The sequence below is a fragment of the Halomonas sp. BC04 genome (assembly GCF_000568385.1).
Window position 1 is genome coordinate 1 of the sequence record NZ_AZQX01000053.1, and the last position, 15,241, is coordinate 15,241.

17 protein-coding genes and 4 pseudogenes are annotated in these 15,241 nt (G+C 64.8%); 8 read left to right on the top strand and 13 right to left on the bottom strand.

Annotated features, from left to right (window positions below):
- The 3 genes and pseudogenes from Q427_RS04025 to Q427_RS31975 form a co-directional block, all read right to left on the bottom strand.
- Positions 1-278 (bottom strand): annotated as a pseudogene (locus tag Q427_RS04025) (cobyrinic acid a,c-diamide synthase); the annotation flags it as partial.
- An 85-nt stretch (positions 279-363) separates the two neighbouring features.
- Positions 364-1,062 (bottom strand): extensin-like domain-containing protein, encoded by a 699-nt coding sequence (locus Q427_RS04030; RefSeq protein WP_043511241.1) that lies wholly within the window; start codon positions 1,060-1,062, stop codon positions 364-366.
- Positions 1,063-1,073: 11 nt separating this feature from the next.
- The gene (locus Q427_RS31975) at positions 1,074-1,250 is read right to left on the bottom strand and encodes a hypothetical protein (protein ID WP_197030503.1); all 177 of its coding nucleotides are present in this window, start codon (positions 1,248-1,250) and stop codon (positions 1,074-1,076) included.
- A gap of 221 nt (positions 1,251-1,471) precedes the next feature.
- On the opposite strand from Q427_RS31975, the gene Q427_RS04035 reads away from it, so the two are divergent.
- The 5 genes from Q427_RS04035 to Q427_RS04050 all read left to right on the top strand — a co-directional run bounded on the left by Q427_RS04035 (position 1,472) and on the right by Q427_RS04050 (position 4,053).
- Positions 1,472-2,467: an LLM class flavin-dependent oxidoreductase gene (locus Q427_RS04035; protein ID WP_043511269.1), complete on the top strand. Its 996-nt coding sequence runs from the start codon at positions 1,472-1,474 to the stop codon at positions 2,465-2,467.
- Positions 2,464-2,709: an AzlC family ABC transporter permease gene (locus Q427_RS35985; protein WP_331280534.1), complete on the top strand. Its 246-nt coding sequence runs from the start codon at positions 2,464-2,466 to the stop codon at positions 2,707-2,709. The genes Q427_RS04035 and Q427_RS35985 overlap by 4 nt, the downstream gene beginning before the upstream one ends.
- Positions 2,679-3,188, top strand: a complete 510-nt coding sequence (locus Q427_RS04040) for an AzlC family ABC transporter permease (protein ID WP_331280535.1) — start codon at positions 2,679-2,681, stop codon at positions 3,186-3,188. Before Q427_RS35985 ends, Q427_RS04040 begins: the two co-directional genes overlap by 31 nt.
- Positions 3,185-3,532 (top strand): AzlD family protein, encoded by a 348-nt coding sequence (locus tag Q427_RS04045; protein WP_331280536.1) that lies wholly within the window; start codon positions 3,185-3,187, stop codon positions 3,530-3,532. Before Q427_RS04040 ends, Q427_RS04045 begins: the two co-directional genes overlap by 4 nt.
- Positions 3,533-3,666: 134 nt before the next feature.
- Entirely contained in the window at positions 3,667-4,053 is a 387-nt protein-coding gene (locus Q427_RS04050; RefSeq protein WP_043511242.1) for a hypothetical protein, read from the top strand.
- Between the two features lie 39 nt (positions 4,054-4,092).
- Here the strand turns inward: Q427_RS04050 and Q427_RS04055 are convergent, their stop codons facing one another.
- The 4 genes from Q427_RS04055 to Q427_RS28600 all read right to left on the bottom strand — a co-directional run bounded on the left by Q427_RS04055 (position 4,093) and on the right by Q427_RS28600 (position 5,809).
- Entirely contained in the window at positions 4,093-4,566 is a 474-nt protein-coding gene (locus Q427_RS04055; RefSeq protein WP_043511244.1) for a universal stress protein, read from the bottom strand.
- On the bottom strand, positions 4,566-4,925 hold the full coding sequence (locus Q427_RS04060) for a universal stress protein (protein WP_197030504.1): 360 nt from the start codon (positions 4,923-4,925) through the stop codon (positions 4,566-4,568). The genes Q427_RS04055 and Q427_RS04060 overlap by 1 nt, the downstream gene beginning before the upstream one ends.
- A gap of 129 nt (positions 4,926-5,054) precedes the next feature.
- Entirely contained in the window at positions 5,055-5,612 is a 558-nt protein-coding gene (locus Q427_RS04065; protein WP_081785802.1) for an enoyl-CoA hydratase-related protein, read from the bottom strand.
- Positions 5,573-5,809 carry a hypothetical protein gene (locus Q427_RS28600; RefSeq protein ID WP_051496112.1) on the bottom strand — a complete coding sequence of 79 codons (237 nt, stop codon included), beginning with the start codon at positions 5,807-5,809 and terminating at the stop codon, positions 5,573-5,575. Before Q427_RS28600 ends, Q427_RS04065 begins: the two co-directional genes overlap by 40 nt.
- A gap of 356 nt (positions 5,810-6,165) precedes the next feature.
- On the opposite strand from Q427_RS28600, the gene Q427_RS04070 reads away from it, so the two are divergent.
- Positions 6,166-7,872, top strand: a complete 1,707-nt coding sequence (locus Q427_RS04070) for a potassium/proton antiporter (protein WP_043511249.1) — start codon at positions 6,166-6,168, stop codon at positions 7,870-7,872.
- A 160-nt stretch (positions 7,873-8,032) separates the two neighbouring features.
- Entirely contained in the window at positions 8,033-8,371 is a 339-nt protein-coding gene (locus Q427_RS04075; RefSeq protein WP_043511252.1) for a hypothetical protein, read from the top strand.
- Positions 8,372-8,536: 165 nt separating this feature from the next.
- Here the strand turns inward: Q427_RS04075 and Q427_RS04080 are convergent.
- From Q427_RS04080 to Q427_RS04105, 5 genes and pseudogenes are all read right to left on the bottom strand, one after another.
- Positions 8,537-9,366: pseudogene (locus Q427_RS04080) on the bottom strand (3-keto-5-aminohexanoate cleavage protein).
- A 461-nt stretch (positions 9,367-9,827) separates the two neighbouring features.
- Positions 9,828-11,030 (bottom strand): 3-oxoadipyl-CoA thiolase, encoded by a 1,203-nt coding sequence (gene pcaF / locus Q427_RS04090; RefSeq protein WP_043511258.1) that lies wholly within the window; start codon positions 11,028-11,030, stop codon positions 9,828-9,830.
- 18 nt (positions 11,031-11,048) lie between these two features.
- Positions 11,049-11,821, bottom strand: a pseudogene (locus tag Q427_RS04095) (CoA-transferase subunit beta).
- Positions 11,821-12,651, bottom strand: a complete 831-nt coding sequence (locus Q427_RS04100) for a CoA transferase subunit A (RefSeq protein ID WP_043511259.1) — start codon at positions 12,649-12,651, stop codon at positions 11,821-11,823. The pseudogene Q427_RS04095 and the gene Q427_RS04100 overlap by 1 nt, the downstream one beginning before the upstream one ends.
- 220 nt (positions 12,652-12,871) lie before the next feature.
- On the bottom strand, positions 12,872-13,774 hold the full coding sequence (locus Q427_RS04105) for a 3-hydroxyacyl-CoA dehydrogenase family protein (protein ID WP_043511262.1): 903 nt from the start codon (positions 13,772-13,774) through the stop codon (positions 12,872-12,874).
- Positions 13,775-13,944: 170 nt separating this feature from the next.
- Here Q427_RS04105 and Q427_RS04110 point away from each other — a divergent pair, with 170 nt between their 5' ends.
- Positions 13,945-14,658, top strand: a complete 714-nt coding sequence (locus tag Q427_RS04110; RefSeq protein ID WP_043511264.1) for an SDR family NAD(P)-dependent oxidoreductase — start codon at positions 13,945-13,947, stop codon at positions 14,656-14,658.
- A 44-nt stretch (positions 14,659-14,702) separates the two neighbouring features.
- On the opposite strand, the pseudogene Q427_RS31980 reads toward Q427_RS04110, so the two are convergent.
- Positions 14,703-15,241 (bottom strand): annotated as a pseudogene (locus Q427_RS31980) (hypothetical protein); the annotation flags it as partial.

The window sequence follows — 15,241 nt, forward strand, 5'->3', positions numbered from 1 at the left end:
CGCCAGCGACGCCAGGCACGCTCGAGGGGAAGCGCCACGGGAACGGCGACCAGGCCCGCCAGCCAGCCGCCCAGGCTGGGTCCGAAACCACCCCACAGCGAAGTCAGCCACAACAGCATGCTGAGGAACGGGATCAACAGGCAGTAGCGAAAGACCACCTGCAGGCGGCTGGGGGAGTCGGTGGGAACCGCCAGGCGCGGATTGGCCATGCCGACCAGCAGCCACGGCAGGCAGGTGACGAAGAGCCCATAGGCAAAACCCTGGAGAAATCCCAGCATCGGTCTCCTTACTCAGCGACCTTGGAGGATGGAACCAGTGTACGGGGGCTTGAGGCCGCATGCGACCGTAAGCGGGAGGCCGGCATCAACGGCACAGCCGGTAGCCCCGCATGCCGAAATGGAAGTGATCCGCATGGGCAGCGTTGTAGTCGGGGCCCAGCACATTGCCGAAGAGATCACAGGCGCCGTCGCGAACTTCGCGCAGGAAGGCGCCTCGCTCATCCTCCTCGTCCCAGTGCGTCTGGAGGGAAATGCGCTGCCCGTCCGCCAGTCGGAATGCCGCCACATCCAGCGCCTCGGCCGTGGCATGTTCGCTCATCCGGCCATCCTCTCGGCCATAGACCCGTCGACAGGAATAGCTGCCATAGTGCTCCACCTGGGCCACCCGAGTGTCGAAATGCGCCTCGGCAGCGGGTTGCAGGCGCTGGCGCTCGAACATCACCCAGGCCAGCGCCAGTGGGCAGGCGGCAACGAAGCTGCCATTGAAGTCGACACTACTGCCATGCACCCGCACCACGTTTTCCAGCGGGCAGCCCTCGACCGGCTCGTGGTCATCCAGCGGCGTCATCCGCAGTGCCCCTTCGGGTGCCGTCCCCAGCGCCGTGAGGCAGTCGTCACGGCGATCGCCCAGGCGATGCAGTTTCCATTTCGTCACCGGGGTCAGGGGGTCATCCACCGACAGCGGCTGCCACGGGTGCCACTGAGGGGGAATCCGCGCTTCGAGCTGCCACCAGGCAATGGCCGCCACCATGCCCAGCAGGGCAAGGGTCAACAGAAAGCGCATACCACCTCACATTACAGCAACAGGCTCAGCACCAGAGCCACACCGCCGACTATCAGGGCGGTGATCACGACAATATCGACCGCGCGGTCGAGCCAATGATCGAAGCCTCGCCGCCGCTGGCGAGTGAATTTCCGTCGGCGGGTAGCCCCCCGGCGAGAACTGCCGCGGTTCGATCCGATGAGAGACATGGCTGAAGTCCAGTTTCACCCTTTTGCTGAGCTTAAGGCCTGCGCTCTCGCCTGACTACTGTATTGCAACAAACAGCGAGAAGCCTCGAAAGCCCCCTGGCTTCGCCAGCCCCCCAGGCCACTGTCGTCGTTTTCTCTCATCAGGCATTGCATATTCCCGCCATTACCCTGATGTTGGAGTAATACACAGCAGGCTAACCAATTATCGAATGGCCCCGACCATGCCCCGACTCGCCGACACCCCGCTCTCCGTGCTCGACCTGGCGCCAATCCGCCAGGGCGGCACCATTGCCGACAGCTTTCACGAAAGTGTGAGCCTGGCACAGCTGACCGAACGGCTCGGTTTCACCCGTTACTGGCTGGCCGAACATCATAGCCTCGACGGCATCGCCAGCGCTGCCACCGCCGTGCTGATCGGCCATATCGCCGGCGCCACTTCACGCATCCGGGTCGGCAGTGGCGGCATCATGCTGCCCAACCATCCTCCCCTGGTGGTGGCCGAACAGTTCGGCACCCTGGCAACGCTCTACCCCGACCGCATCGACCTGGGCCTGGGCCGCGCCCCGGGCTCCGACGCGGCCACCATGCAGGCGATGCATCGCGACCCCCGCGCCGGCGTCGATGACTTCCCCCAGCGGCTGRCCGAGCTGCAGGGCTTTCTCGGCGAGACMCARYCYGGGCAGCGGGTCCGAGCCGTACCGGGCCAGGGCACCCACGTGCCACTCTGGCTGCTCGGCTCCAGCGGCTACAGCGCCCAGCTGGCGGCCCGGGAGGGGTTGCCGTTCGCCTTCGCCGCCCAGTTCGCCCCGGGCTACCTGCATGAGGCACTGCGTCTGTACCGGGACAATTTCCGACCCTCCGACACACTCAACAGGCCCCATGCCATGGTCGGACTGCCGGTGATTGCTGCCGAAAGCGATGAGCAAGCCCAGTACCTGGCCACCACCGCCCAGCAGAAGTTCCTCAACCTGGTACGAGGTGGGCGCACGCGCTCGCTGCCACCGGTCGAAGCCCTCGACTGGTCACCCATGGAGCGAGCCCAGGTCGAGCAGTTCCTGGGCGCCGCGATCATCGGCAGCCCCGAGACGGTGAAGTCCGGTCTCGAGCGTTTCCTCGAAACGACCGGTGCCGATGAACTGATGCTCAATACCGACGTCTTCCGGGCAGAGGACCGCCTGAGAAGCTACGAGATCGTCGCCGAGGCGTGGCACGCATGAGCCGGGGCGGACAAGGTGCCCAGGATGCCCAGCTCGACCTGGCCGGCATCATCGTCGGCATCCGGCGCATGGCCCCCTTGTGCCTGTTCGTGGTCGTCTTCGGCCTGGCCTTCGGCGTAGCCGCCCTCTCCCGCGGCCTATCCGGCCTCGAGGCGATGCTGATGAGCGCCCTGGTCTTCGCCGGCGCCTCGCAGTTCGCCGCCCTGGAGCTGTGGGCCCCGAGATACCGCTGCTGCCGCTGATCGCCACCACCTTTGCCATCAATGCCCGCCACCTGCTGATGGGCGCCGCCATCCAGCCCTGGCTAGCCCACCTCCCACCCGCCCAGCGCTACGCCAGCGTGGTCGTCATGAGCGACTCCAACTGGGCCATGGCCGCCGCCGATTACCAGAAGGGCAAGACCAATGTCGGCATGCTGGTGGGCGGGGGCATCGCACTGTGGGTCACCTGGCTGTTCGGCACCCTGCTGGGCGTGCTGTTCGGTAGCGGCATCGAGGAGCCGCAACGCTTCGGCCTGGACGTCATCATGGGCTGCTTCCTGCTTGCCATGCTGGTGGGCGGCCGACGCGACCTGTCGATGCTGCTGCCCTGGGCTGCCGCGGCACTGGCCGCACTGGCGGCCATGACATGGCTGCCCGATCACGCCCATGTCATCGTCGGCGCAGTGGCAGGCGGACTCGTGGGTGTCCTGCTGCCAGCGCGGAAAGGAGAGACGCCATGACCCTTCCCGCCACGCTGGCCGGGGCCATTTCCGCCATCGTCATCATGGCCCTGATTACCTACCTGACCCGTGCCGGCGGTGTCTTCGTCATGTCGCGGGTACCGATCGGCCCCAGGGTAGAGCGCTTCATCAACGCCATGGCCGGCTCGGTACTGGTCGCGGTGATCACCCCCATGGCCGTTTACGGCGACTGGGCGCCCGAATGGCACTGGTCGCCACCCTCCTTGTCATGCTGGCCCTGCAGAAGCCCCTGCCGGCGATCACCGCCGGGATCGTTACCGCCGCCCTGTGGCGGATGCTGTAGTGCGCTGGGTGGGCGTGCCCGTGAGAGCAAATGCCCGTGAAAAAACGACCGTGGCAGAAGCGACGTGGTAGCGTGACGCACCCAGGAACGTTTACACCGCCGTGGCCTCCAAGGGAGAGCCACTCACCTCCGTCACCCCTCGGCGGTGACGACATGCTCTCGCTGGAGATGTCCATGACCGACCCCAACGACCCGCGCCGCAACGCCGCCTGGCACGCCGCCCAGCAGTGGCGTGCCCGGGCGCGGCAGACCCCGCGCGGTCCACTCGGCGGGCTGAAACTGATACTGACCTGGCTGCTGTTCGGCATGCTGCTGATCGTCGGGACGGTACTGGGCCTCTTCTTCCTGCTGATCGGCTGGGCCATGCTGCCCATCGTCCGCTATCGCATGAAGAAGCGCCTCGAGCAGATGCGCGCCGAACAGGCAAACGATGTCGGCACCGATTATCACTATCGGGAAACCCACTATCGCCGCACCCAGGCTGGCGGCGACTCCCACCATGAACAGCAGGTGCTGGAGGGCGACTACGAGGTAAAGCCGGGCGACCGGGACGAGAAGTGATATCTGGGCGTTGCCGGCCGAGAGGCGGTGACGGTCCCGTCACTTCCCTTTCACCGGGCGCATCACCCCCACCGGACAGTGGGCCTTGTGCAAGATGTCGCGGCTGACACTGCCTGCGGCCACTTGTGATACACCGCTGCGGCCATGGGTGGTCATGACCACCATGACGTTGGTGCAAGAGGACAGGTAACGGTGGATAGCCACTGCCGGGTTGTCCCCATGCAGTACCTCCCAGTCCACCTCGAACCCGTCCGCCTCACGAATGCGGCGGGCCAGGCTTTGCACATACCCCGACTCCATGATGTCACCATGGCCAGCGTGACCCGGCAGTGCCGACGCTACATCAGACTCGACTTCGACCACATGCAGCAGTTGCAGCCTGGCGTCTAGCCGCCTGGCCAGATTGACAGCGGGCTCGAGTACCGACTCGGCTGGGCGCGATCCATCGACGCAGACCATCAGGGTATCGATGCGCTGATGCCTGCCAGGATCGAACTGGGGCCCGCCAAGCACTACCAGGCACCAGCACGCCGCACGGTTTCTGCCGCCACGCTGCCGAGCAGTAACTCGGGTGCCGGTCGGCGCCCATGGGAGGTCATGCACAGCAACCCCTTGCCAGGGTCGGATGCCAGGCCGGCCAGCACCTCGGCGGCATCGCCTGTCACTATCTCGAGCGACTCCCGGTGACTCCCCAGTTCCTGCCGGTCCAGCGCGGCTACTAGCGCGGCCCGGCGCTTATCCGCCTGCTCGGGTGACGCCACCACGGAAATCAGCGTCATGGTGCCGCCCCACTGGCGATGAAGCAGCTCGCCCAGTGCGATGCCCTGCAAGGAGCGTGTCGATTCGTCCACTGCCACATGAAGTGTCTGCATACCGCCCCCTCTCAGCATGGTTGTTCTTGCCTTCAGTACAGCAGATCAGCAAGGAGTTGCGAGCGGCAGCAACCCGGCCCGATCAATGACGCCACCCGAACCGGAAGCCGGCCGGCCAGCAGCCTGCCGCTAGTGGCTGCCTTTCTTGGCAAAGAAAGCGTCTATGGCTTCCTGGGCTTCCGTGGAGCGACACCGTTCCAGCAGCTGCTTTTCTTCCCGATCGAAGGCATGGGCGATCGCCTCGGCGTCGCTCTCACGCAGCAGCGCCTTGGTGGCCAGCAGCGCATCGAAGGGCTTGGCGACCAGGCGGGTGGCACAGTCGATCGCCTGCTCCAGCGCCTTCCCGTCGGGGGTGGTATCGGTCAGCAGGCCCAACTCACAGGCGCGGGACGCGGAGAAGGGTTTGCCAAGCATGAGCATTTCAGTGGCCGACTTGTTGCCGGCCAGCCTGGGCAACAGGTGGGTGGTGGCACCCAGGGGGGTCAGGGCAAAATTGATGAAGGGCAGGTAGAACCTCGTCGAATTGCCCGCGTAGGCGAAATCGCAGTGCAGCAGGATCGACGAGCCGAGCCCCAGGGCGAGCCCCTCCGCGGCGGCGATGGCAGGCTTGGAAAAGGCATGCAGACGGCGCAGGAAGGTGATGGCCGTCACCTCCGTCGCCTCTGCCAGCGCCTTGTAATTGGCCAGGTCGTTGCCTGCGGTAAAGCAGTTCTCGCTGCCGTGATGATCAAGACCTTGACCCCATCGTCCGCCTCCGCCGAGGCGAGCGCATCGATCAACTGGGCGTAGCTCGCCTCATCCAGGATGTTGCGTCGTTCGGGGCAGCTGATCTTCAGCAGCGTAATGCCATCTGCTCTGCTGGAAGTCGTGATTTGGGTAGCCATGCGCTATCTCCATTGCGGACAGAAGGCCTGGTTCAAGCATAAGTATTTCTTGATAAGCGTGCTAATTTTTCCTTGCGTGAAGCCATAGCCGCCACCGACCACCTATTGGGTCAGACTTACCAAGACCCCGGTGTTACTGTGTACGGCATGCCAGCAGCTAGCCGAGGGACAGTCGAGCAGCGTTGCCCGGCTCGTCACGCCTTGACGCGAAGTAACACAAAAAGTTATTCTAGATCAATTACATAAATAATTTCTTTCGCCTTAACCACCAGCGCAGCAGCTTCCCGAATCTGCCACTGAACACAAGGAAACGCCGCTCGGGCTCTGGCCAGGGTTGCCAATCGAGGGGCATCCGCATGGACTTCATCAACACCCTTTTCCTGCTCAGTGGCGCCCTGCTGGCCTTGAGCATCCTGGCAAGTCGGCTCTCCTCGCTGTTCGGCCTCCCCCTTCTCATCATCTTCCTGGGCTTGGGCATGCTGGCGGGCGAGGAGGGCCTGCTCGGCATCCAGTTCGATGACTACTCCATCGCGTTCCTGATCGGGCACCTGGCCCTGGCCTTGATCCTGCTCGACGGTGGCCTGCGCACTCGCCTCAAGACATTCCGCGCCGGTTTTCGCCCGGCGCTCTCCCTTGCCACCCTGGGGGTCTTCCTGACCAGCGGCATCACAGGACTGGTCGCGATGTGGGCCTTCGACCTGACCCTGATCCAGGGGCTGCTGGTCGGTGCCATCGTCGGCTCCACCGATGCCGCGGCGGTCTTCTCCATGCTGAGCGGTCGTGGCATCAACCTGAACGAGCGGGTCGGTGCCACCCTCGAGATCGAGTCCGGTACCAACGATCCGATGGCGATCTTCCTGACCATCATGTTCATCGAGATCCTGGCCGGCGACATCGGCAGCATCGCCGAGACCGCCCTGTTCCTGATCCAGCAGTTCGGGGTGGGTATCGTGATCGGCATCGGTGGTGGCTGGCTGACGGGCAAGCTATTGCGCTGGGTCGACCTGGCGCCCGGACTCTACTCGCTACTGGCCCTGGCAATGGGTTTCTTCGTCTTCGGCGCCACCAGCGCCCTGGGTGGAAGCGGTTTCCTGGCCATCTACCTGTGCGGCCTGATGATCGGCAACCAGCCCGGGCGACACCTCAATTTCATTCTTCCCGTGCATGATGGCCTGGCCTGGCTGAGCCAGATCGGGCTCTTCCTCGTACTGGGGCTGCTGGTCACCCCGAGCGACCTGCTGGAATACGCCCTGCCCGCCTTCCTGGTGGGGCTTGCCTTGATCTTCGTGGCCCGACCACTGGCCGTACTCATTGCCATCAAGCCCTTCTTCAAGTTCCGCTGGCGTGAACTCGGCTTCATCTCATGGGTTGGGCTGCGCGGGGCGGTGCCCATCGTGCTGGCCATCTTTCCCTTCATCGGCGGAGTGGAGAACGCCTCGCTCTATTTCAACGTCGCCTTTGGCGTGGTGCTGATGTCGCTGCTCATCCAGGGCGGCACCATCTCCCTGATGGCCCGCTGGATGAAGGTGCAGCTGCCCCAGGCCACGGCGCCCAACCACCGGGGGCCGCTCGGCATCCTGCCCGAGAACGACTACGAGATGTTCGTATACCGGGTCGAGAACCCGAGCCTGGATGACGTGCCGATTCGGCTGCTTCGCTTTCCTTCCGGTGCGCTGATTTCTGCCCTGTTCCGCGAGCACGCCATGCTGCACCCAAAAGGCAGCACGCAACTCAAGATAGGCGACGTCATCTGTGTCATCGGTCGCAATGAGGACCTGGCCGCCCTCAACAAGCTGTTCAACGGCGACGCCAAGCTGAAGCAGGAGAAGGAGTTCTTCGGACCCTTCACGCTGGATGCCGATGCCCGCCTGGGGGAAATTGCCAAGGCATATGGCATTTCCGTCACCCCGGGTGAAGAAGACATGACACTGGGCGAGTTCATTTCGATGCGCGTTGGCGGCCACCCCGTCATCGGCGATGACGTGGCATGGCACGGCATTCATTGGGTCGTGAGCGAAGTGGAAGGGGACAAGGTCGTCAGGGTCGGCATGCGCTTCTATTAGCTCTTTGTATTATAAAGAGCCGAAAGCCTCCCGCCGGGAGGAGGGAGTGTGCGGATGCCTTACAATCTTCCCATTGAGCTAGCCGCCATGCCTCAGGCAGGATGGAGCCAGGAAAGCTGAAATGGATGTCTGAGCAACGGCGTACCGCTGGAGGAGCCACATGCAACCGCTGAGCTATTACTACTACAACGTGCTGGAAGGCCTGGAAAAACCGAGCGATGTCCCGTCGGTCCACCTGCAGGAGGGCTACGACATACTATATCGCCATGGTGGGCGCATCGAAATCGATCTGGTACGTAAGGCCGAGGATGGCAACGCCAAGGGCGAACCCTACCACTGGTACGAAGATCTCGATGACGAGCAGCGGGCAAAGTTGCACAAGGCCCTCGACAACGGCGATCCCGCCAAGATTCTCAAGATCATGCAGCGCAACGGCTATGCCGGGGTGCTCTACCACCATGCTTATGAGCATTTCCGGGAGGGGACGGAAGCCGCCTGAGGCCCCCACCTCAGGATGCACTCTACAAAGGGCCCGCGATTGTGAACTGACCCCCAATAGTTGGACAGTTCATTCAGCCGGCGCCCAAGGCCTGAGTCCTGTAATGTACCGGGCTCAGGCCTTTTAGCTTCAGCCTGATGCATACGGGTCGTAAAATCCTCCTCGTCAGCCACTCACTAGGCCCAATATCTCCCGCGCCTGTTGCCAGGTGGCCACTGGGCGCTCGTACTTCTCACACAGCGCAACCGTGCGCTCCACCAGGGCCGCATTGGAGGGCGCCAGGGTATCGCGGTCGAGGCGCACGTTGTCCTCAAGGCCGGTGCGAGTATGGCCGCCGGCGGCAATGGACCATTCGTTCAGCAGGTACTGGTTGGGTCCGATGCCGGCGCCACACCACTGAGCGTCTGGTGCCAGCCGCTTCAGCGTCTCGATATAGACATTGAAAGTCGCCTTGTCCGCCGGCATGGCATTCTTGACGCCCATCACGAACTGCACGTAGAGCGTCCCCTTGATAGTACCCTGCCTTGAGAGCTCCACTGCCTGGTGGATATGCGACAAGTCGAACGCCTCGATTTCGGGCTTGATGTCGTACTTCACCATCTCACCAGCGAGCCACTCCACCAGTTGCGGGGGGTTCTCGTAGACCCGGTTGGGGAAGTTGTTGGAGCCCACCGAGAGGCTGGCCATGTCGGGCTTGAGTGGCAGCATGCCACCGCGCTCCTCCCCCGCTCCCGAGCGCCCGCCGGTTGAAAGCTGGATGATCATCCCGGGCAGTGCTTCTTCAGGCCTTCCATCAACCTGGCGAACTTCTCCGGGTCCGAGCTGGGCGTCTGATCGTCATTGCGCACATGGCAGTGGGCAATGGTGGCCCCGGCCTCGAAGGCTGCCTGGGTGCTCTCGACCTGCTCCTCGATGGTGATGGGCACCGACGGGTTGTTTTCCTTGCGCGGCAGGCTCCCGGTGATGGCGACACAGATGATGCAGGGATTTGACATGATGACCTCGTATCACGCCATTTCGATTCCCAGGCGTGTTTGGTTGAACTGTGGTTGTTGGCCGTCACAGGCGGAAGACCTATGCCTTCTTATGCGCGCCCAGAAGCTTCTCGGCGAATAGCACCGGCACCTCCACGGAGGGAACATGTCCCACGCCGTCAAGGAGCGCGAGAGGGGCACCGCGCATTCGGCAGCCAAGGCTTCGAGGGTCGCAGGCGGCGTGGCCATGTCGTCGCTGCCTCCGACCAGATGCACGCCAGCGCCCTGGTGCTGTGCGAACGGCTCCTTCAGCTTGCCGCGGAAATCGGTACACCCATCATCTCGCACAGCCGGGCGCATGATTCAGCACCGGTACGCGCCATCTGGGTGCGCGAGCACCACCAGCGGGTGGCCTTACTGCCGAACATCAATAGGCGACACAGCGCCCGTTGATGTTCAGAAATGCCATGGTAAAACCTCCGTTAAACCCGCTCGATCAGGGTGGCAATGCCCTGCCCCACGCCCACGCACATGGTGCACAGCGCATAGCGCTTGCCGCTCTTCTGCAGCTCGTGGGCGGCGGTGAGCAGCAGCCGCGCGCCGGACATGCCCAGCGGGTGGCCCAGGGCGATGGCGCCGCCGTTGGGGTTGACCCGCGGGTCGTCGTCGGCGAGGCCGAGATCCCGCGTGCAGGCCAGCGCCTGGGCGGCAAAGGCCTCGTTGAACTCGAACACGTCGATCTCGTCCATCGACACGCCGGTGCGCTCGAGCAGCTTGCGCACCGCCGGTACCGGGCCGTAGCCCATGATGCGCGGCTCGACCCCGGCCGTGGCCATGCCGAGGATCTTCGCGATGGGCTTGAGACCGTGCTTGTCCACTGCAACCTGACTGGCCACCAGCATGGCGGCGGCACCATCGTTGACCCCGGAGGCATTGCCTGCAGTGATACTGCCGCCCTCGCGGAACGGCGTGGGCAAGCCGGCCAGCTTCTCCAGGGTGGTCTCCCGCGGGTGCTCGTCGGTATCGAACAACAGCGGCTCCTGCTTGCGCCGCGGGATCTCGATGGGCGTGATCTCGATGGCGAAGCGGCCCGCCTTCTGCGCGGCGGCGGCCTTCTGCTGGGAGCGCAGGGCGAAGGCGTCCTGGTCCTCGCGGGAGATTTTGAACTGCTCGGCCACGTTCTCGGCGGTCTCCGGCATGGAGTCGATGCCGTAGGCCTTCTTCATCAGCGGATTGACGAAGCGCCAGCCGATGGTGGTGTCCTCGATCTTCTGGCCCCGGGAGAAGGCACCGTCGGCCTTGCCCAGCACATAGGGGGCGCGGGACATGGACTCCACGCCGCCAGCGAGGGCCAACGCCATCTCGCCGGCCTTGATGGCGCGAAAGGCGGTGCCCACCGCGTCCATGCCGGAGCCGCAAAGGCGGTTCATGGTGGTGCCGGGTACACTGGCCGGAAGGCCCGCCAGCAGCGAAGACATGCGTGCCACGTTGCGGTTGTCCTCGCCGGCCTGGTTGGCGCAGCCCATGAACACCTCGTCGATGGCCGCCGGGTCGAGCTCCGGCACTTCGGCCAGCACCGCCTTGAAGAGGGTGGCGGCGAAATCGTCGGGGCGCACGCTGGCCAGGGTGCCGCCGAAGCGGCCGATGGCGGTGCGCCGCGGATGGCAAAGGAATACGTCGGTCATCATTATCTCCTGTCCGGCCTACTGGCCGGCATGGGCGCGGGCGGTCCTGGCCTTGAGTTCGCGCAGGACGTCGAGCTCCTTCACGCTGGGCTCGGGCGTGGCCTCGAGCTGGTCGGCGAAGCGGATCTCCCAGCCGGTGGCCTCGGTCACATCTTCACGCTCACGCCAGGGTGCAGCGAGACGACCACCAGCTCCTTGGTCTCGGGGTCGGGCTTCATCACGCAGAGATCGGTGATCACCCGGGTCGGGCCCTTGCCGATGTTGGGTACGCCGTCACGGCCCTTGCCGTCCCGGCCGAAGCCCAGCGTGGTGACGAAATCCACGTCCTTCACGAACGCACGCTTGGAGTGCTTCAGGGTGATAAAGACCTCACCCGCACAGGTGGCAATCTCCGGTGCCCCGCCCCCGCCCGGCAGGCGCACCTTGGGTTCGCGGTAGTCGCCGATCAGGGTGGTGTTGAGGTTGGCGAAGCGGTCGACCTGGGCAGTGCCCAGGAAGCCCACATCGACCTTGCCGCCCTGCAGCCAGTAGCGAAACATCTCCGGCACCGAGACGGTGGTGAGCGCCGACTCGCACAGCTCGCCGTCGCCGATGGAGAGCGGCAGCACGTCGGGCTTGGTCTGCAGGGTGCCGGACTCGTAGATCAGCACCACGCCGGGGGCGTGGGTCAGCCGCGCCAGGTTGGCCGCCTCGGAGGGCAGGCCAATGCCCACGAAGCAGGTCATGCCGTTCTCCAGGGCGCGGGCCGCGGTGACGGTCATCATCTCGGCGGAGGTGTAGTCGAGGCTCATCAGGCATTCCCCCCTGCATTCATGACGTTCTCTTCGATCCACCGGGTGAAGGTGTCGCGGTCGCGGGCGATGGCGTCCCACTCCTTGTAGAAGGCGTTGTCGCGCGGGTAGTAGCCATGGGCATAGGAGGGCAGCGAGCCCTTCTCGGCCACGGCGATGCCGCTGACCGCCCATCCGGGAATGATGCAGGCGTTGGGGTGGTAGTCGGACTGGGTGGTGAGGTCGTCGACGATCTCCTCCACGGTGACGATGCTCTTCTTCGCCGCCAGCACGGCTTCCTTCTGCACGCCGACGATGCCCTCCACCAGCACGTTGCCGGCGCTGTCGGCCTTCTGCGCATGGACAATGGAAACGTCGGGGCGAACCGAGGGCACCGCGGCCAGACGCTCGCCGGTGAAGGGGCACTCGATGAACTTGATCTGATCGTTGACGCTGGGCAGCTCACTGCCCACGTAGCCGCGCAGCACCGCCAGCGGCAGTCCGGCGGCCCCCGCCTCGAAGGCGCAGGCCATGGCGGCATGGCTATGCTCGAGGATCTCGACCTGGTGCGGCCAGCCCTTCTCCACTGCATCGCGCAGGCGGTGCAGCGAGCCCACTCCGGGGTTGCCGCCCCAGGAGAAGATCACCTTCTTCGCACAGCCGGCACCGATCATCTGGTCGTAAACCAAGTCCGGCGTCATGCGGATCAGGGTGAGGTTGCGCTTGCGCTGTCGGATCACCTCGTGACCGGCGGCGAAAGGGATCAGGTGGGTAAAGCCCTCCATGGCCACGGTGGCGCCATCTTCCACGTAGCGTGCCACCGCGTCATGTAGGCTCAGGAACTCGGCCATTGCTCTGCCCTCTTCATTAGACGTCTTGATTGTTCGTTATGCGTACAATGATTTGCATAACGAACAAAATACTGCCCCGAAACGCCTGAGTCAAACCGCCACCGATGGTCCGGCCTGACCCAACCGTGACCCACCGATTGCCACCTGTTTAGAATCAGTGGGTTACTTGAAGGGCATGGCACTTTCCGTGATCGCAGGGAAGGAAGGCCACGACCAAGGTCTAAGAAGCGCTCTCCTCATCCAGCAGCGTCAGCAGTCGCCGCAGCAGCTCACGCTCCTGCTGCGGCTGGGCCTCGGCGCACTCTTGCGGCCACTCGAAGAATCCCCTGCCGCTCTTTCGCCCCAGTCGCCCTTCGCTAACGTGGGTTTCCAGCAGGGGGGAAGGCGTATGACGATCCTCGAGCTCGGCATAGAGGTAGCGAGCGATGTTGAGGTGGGTGTCCAGGCCGTTGAGGTCGCGCTGGCGCAGCGGGCCGTTGATGGCCAGCCGCACGCCGATGGAGTAGCGCACGATGTCATCCAGCGCCTGGGGTTCCACCACCCCCTGCTCCAGCAGTGACAGGCATTCGCGCATCAGGGCGTGCTGGATGCGATTGGCCACGAAGCCCGGCACGCATCGCTTTAGCACGGCCGGCCGCTTGCCCAGCTGCCTCAGCAGCTGGCATGCCCGGGCCACGGTGGCGTCATGGGTGAGCTTCCCGGGCACCACCTCGACGGCGGGAATCAGGTCTGCGGGGTTGAAGAAGTGGGCGCCTAGGAAGCGCTCCGGGTGCGACATGTCCTCGCCCAGCGCATCGATGGAGAGGCCCGAGGTGTTGGTCATGATCAGCGCCGTGGTAGGCAGGTGCCGCTCGGCCTCGGCCAGGACACGACGCTTGAGGGCAAGATCCTCGGTTACGCTCTCGATCATGACGCTCGCAGCACCCACCGACGGCCAGTCCTGGGCAAAACCCACCCGGCTCGACAGCGTTTCATCACCTGCCAGGGCCTCGCGACAGCGCGCCAATCTGGTGCCGTCGATATCCAGCACGGTGACCGGCATGCCCCGGGTGGCCATCAGGCGTGCCAGGGTCATGCCCATGGTGCCGGCGCCCACCACGACAATGGGGGTTTGTTGCTGCATGCGGTTCTCCTTGACGTGAGGCGCCCGATCGCCGCCCGAGACGAAGGTCGCATTGAGGCGAGCCTGGGCGGGGCGCAACCTTTGACTTTGACGAACTTATGTACGCAATGCGCACAATGGTAGCGACCCGCCATCAGCGCCACAACCCGCCGTTCTGTTGAGGACCCGACATGACCGAATCCTGTGCCGTCGTCACCGGTGGTGCCCGTAACATTGGCCAGGCCATCGCCCTGCGCCTGCAACGCGACGGCTACCGCACCATCGTGCTGGACATCGTCGAGCCCGAGGCTGAGTCGCTCAGGGCCGATGCGCGCCGGGTCGACCTCGGCGACGTGGAGGCCACCCGCACGGTGCTGGCCGAGATCGTCGAGGCCCACGCCGTGGACTGCCTGGTCAACAACGTGGGAATCGTCGCGCCAGCGCTGCTCGACGAGGCCCGGGTGGAGGACTTCGACCCCCTGATGCACCTCAATGTGCGCTCGGCGATGGTCTGCACCCAGGCCCTGCTGCCAGGCATGCGCGATCGCCACCATGGCCGCATCGTCATGAACGCCAGTCGCGTGGTGCTGGGCAAGGAGGCGCGCAGCCTCTACAGCGCCACCAAGGGGGCGCTGCAGTCCATGGCGCGCACCTGGGCACTGGAGCTGGCCGGTGACGGCATCACCGTCAACTGCGTCGCCCCTGGCCCCATCGCCACCACGGCCTTCTGGCAGAACAACCCGCCCGACTCCGAGCGTGCACGGCGCATCGTCGACAACATCCCGGTGCAGCGCATGGGGCAACCCGAGGACGTGGCCCAGGCGGTGAGCTTCTTCTGCGATGCGAACAGCGGCTTCATCACCGGCCAGACCCTGTTCGTGTGCGGCGGCGTCACCGTCGGCTGAACGCGTCTACAGTGCGGCCCCGCTCCGGCGGGGCCAGGCCGACATCAGCTCACCAGGCGCAGCACCAGCGCCGCGGTCAGCAGGGAGGCGGCGAGAAACACACCGTTCCAGTGCAGGCCGATGCGCCCCGCCGACATGCCGGTGAAGCGCGACATGATCATCATCGCCGCCGTGAACGGCGACGACACCATGGTCAGCGACCAGCCCGCCAGCATCGCCGCCGCCAGCAGCGGCACGGAGATGCCGGGCAGCTCGACCTGCGATACCATGCTGGTGAGGAAGGTGACGCTGATGATGGGATTCACTCCGACCTGGGCCAGCACCACGATCACCAGCAGCGCCAGCAATGGCAGCCAGCTTCCCAGGGTGACCAGCAGCGACGCCAGCCCGGCCAGTTGGTTCGGGTCCATCAAGGCCACGCTGAGATAGCCGAGGTACGCCCCCGCCCCCAGCGCCACTACCTCATTGCCGATACCGCCGAGCAGCCCCGGCAAGTGCCTGCCGATTACCACGCCGGCCGGCAGCGTGCCCCCGGCTCCCAGCCGCCGGCACTGCCACACCAGCCACAGCCAGGCCCCCAGCG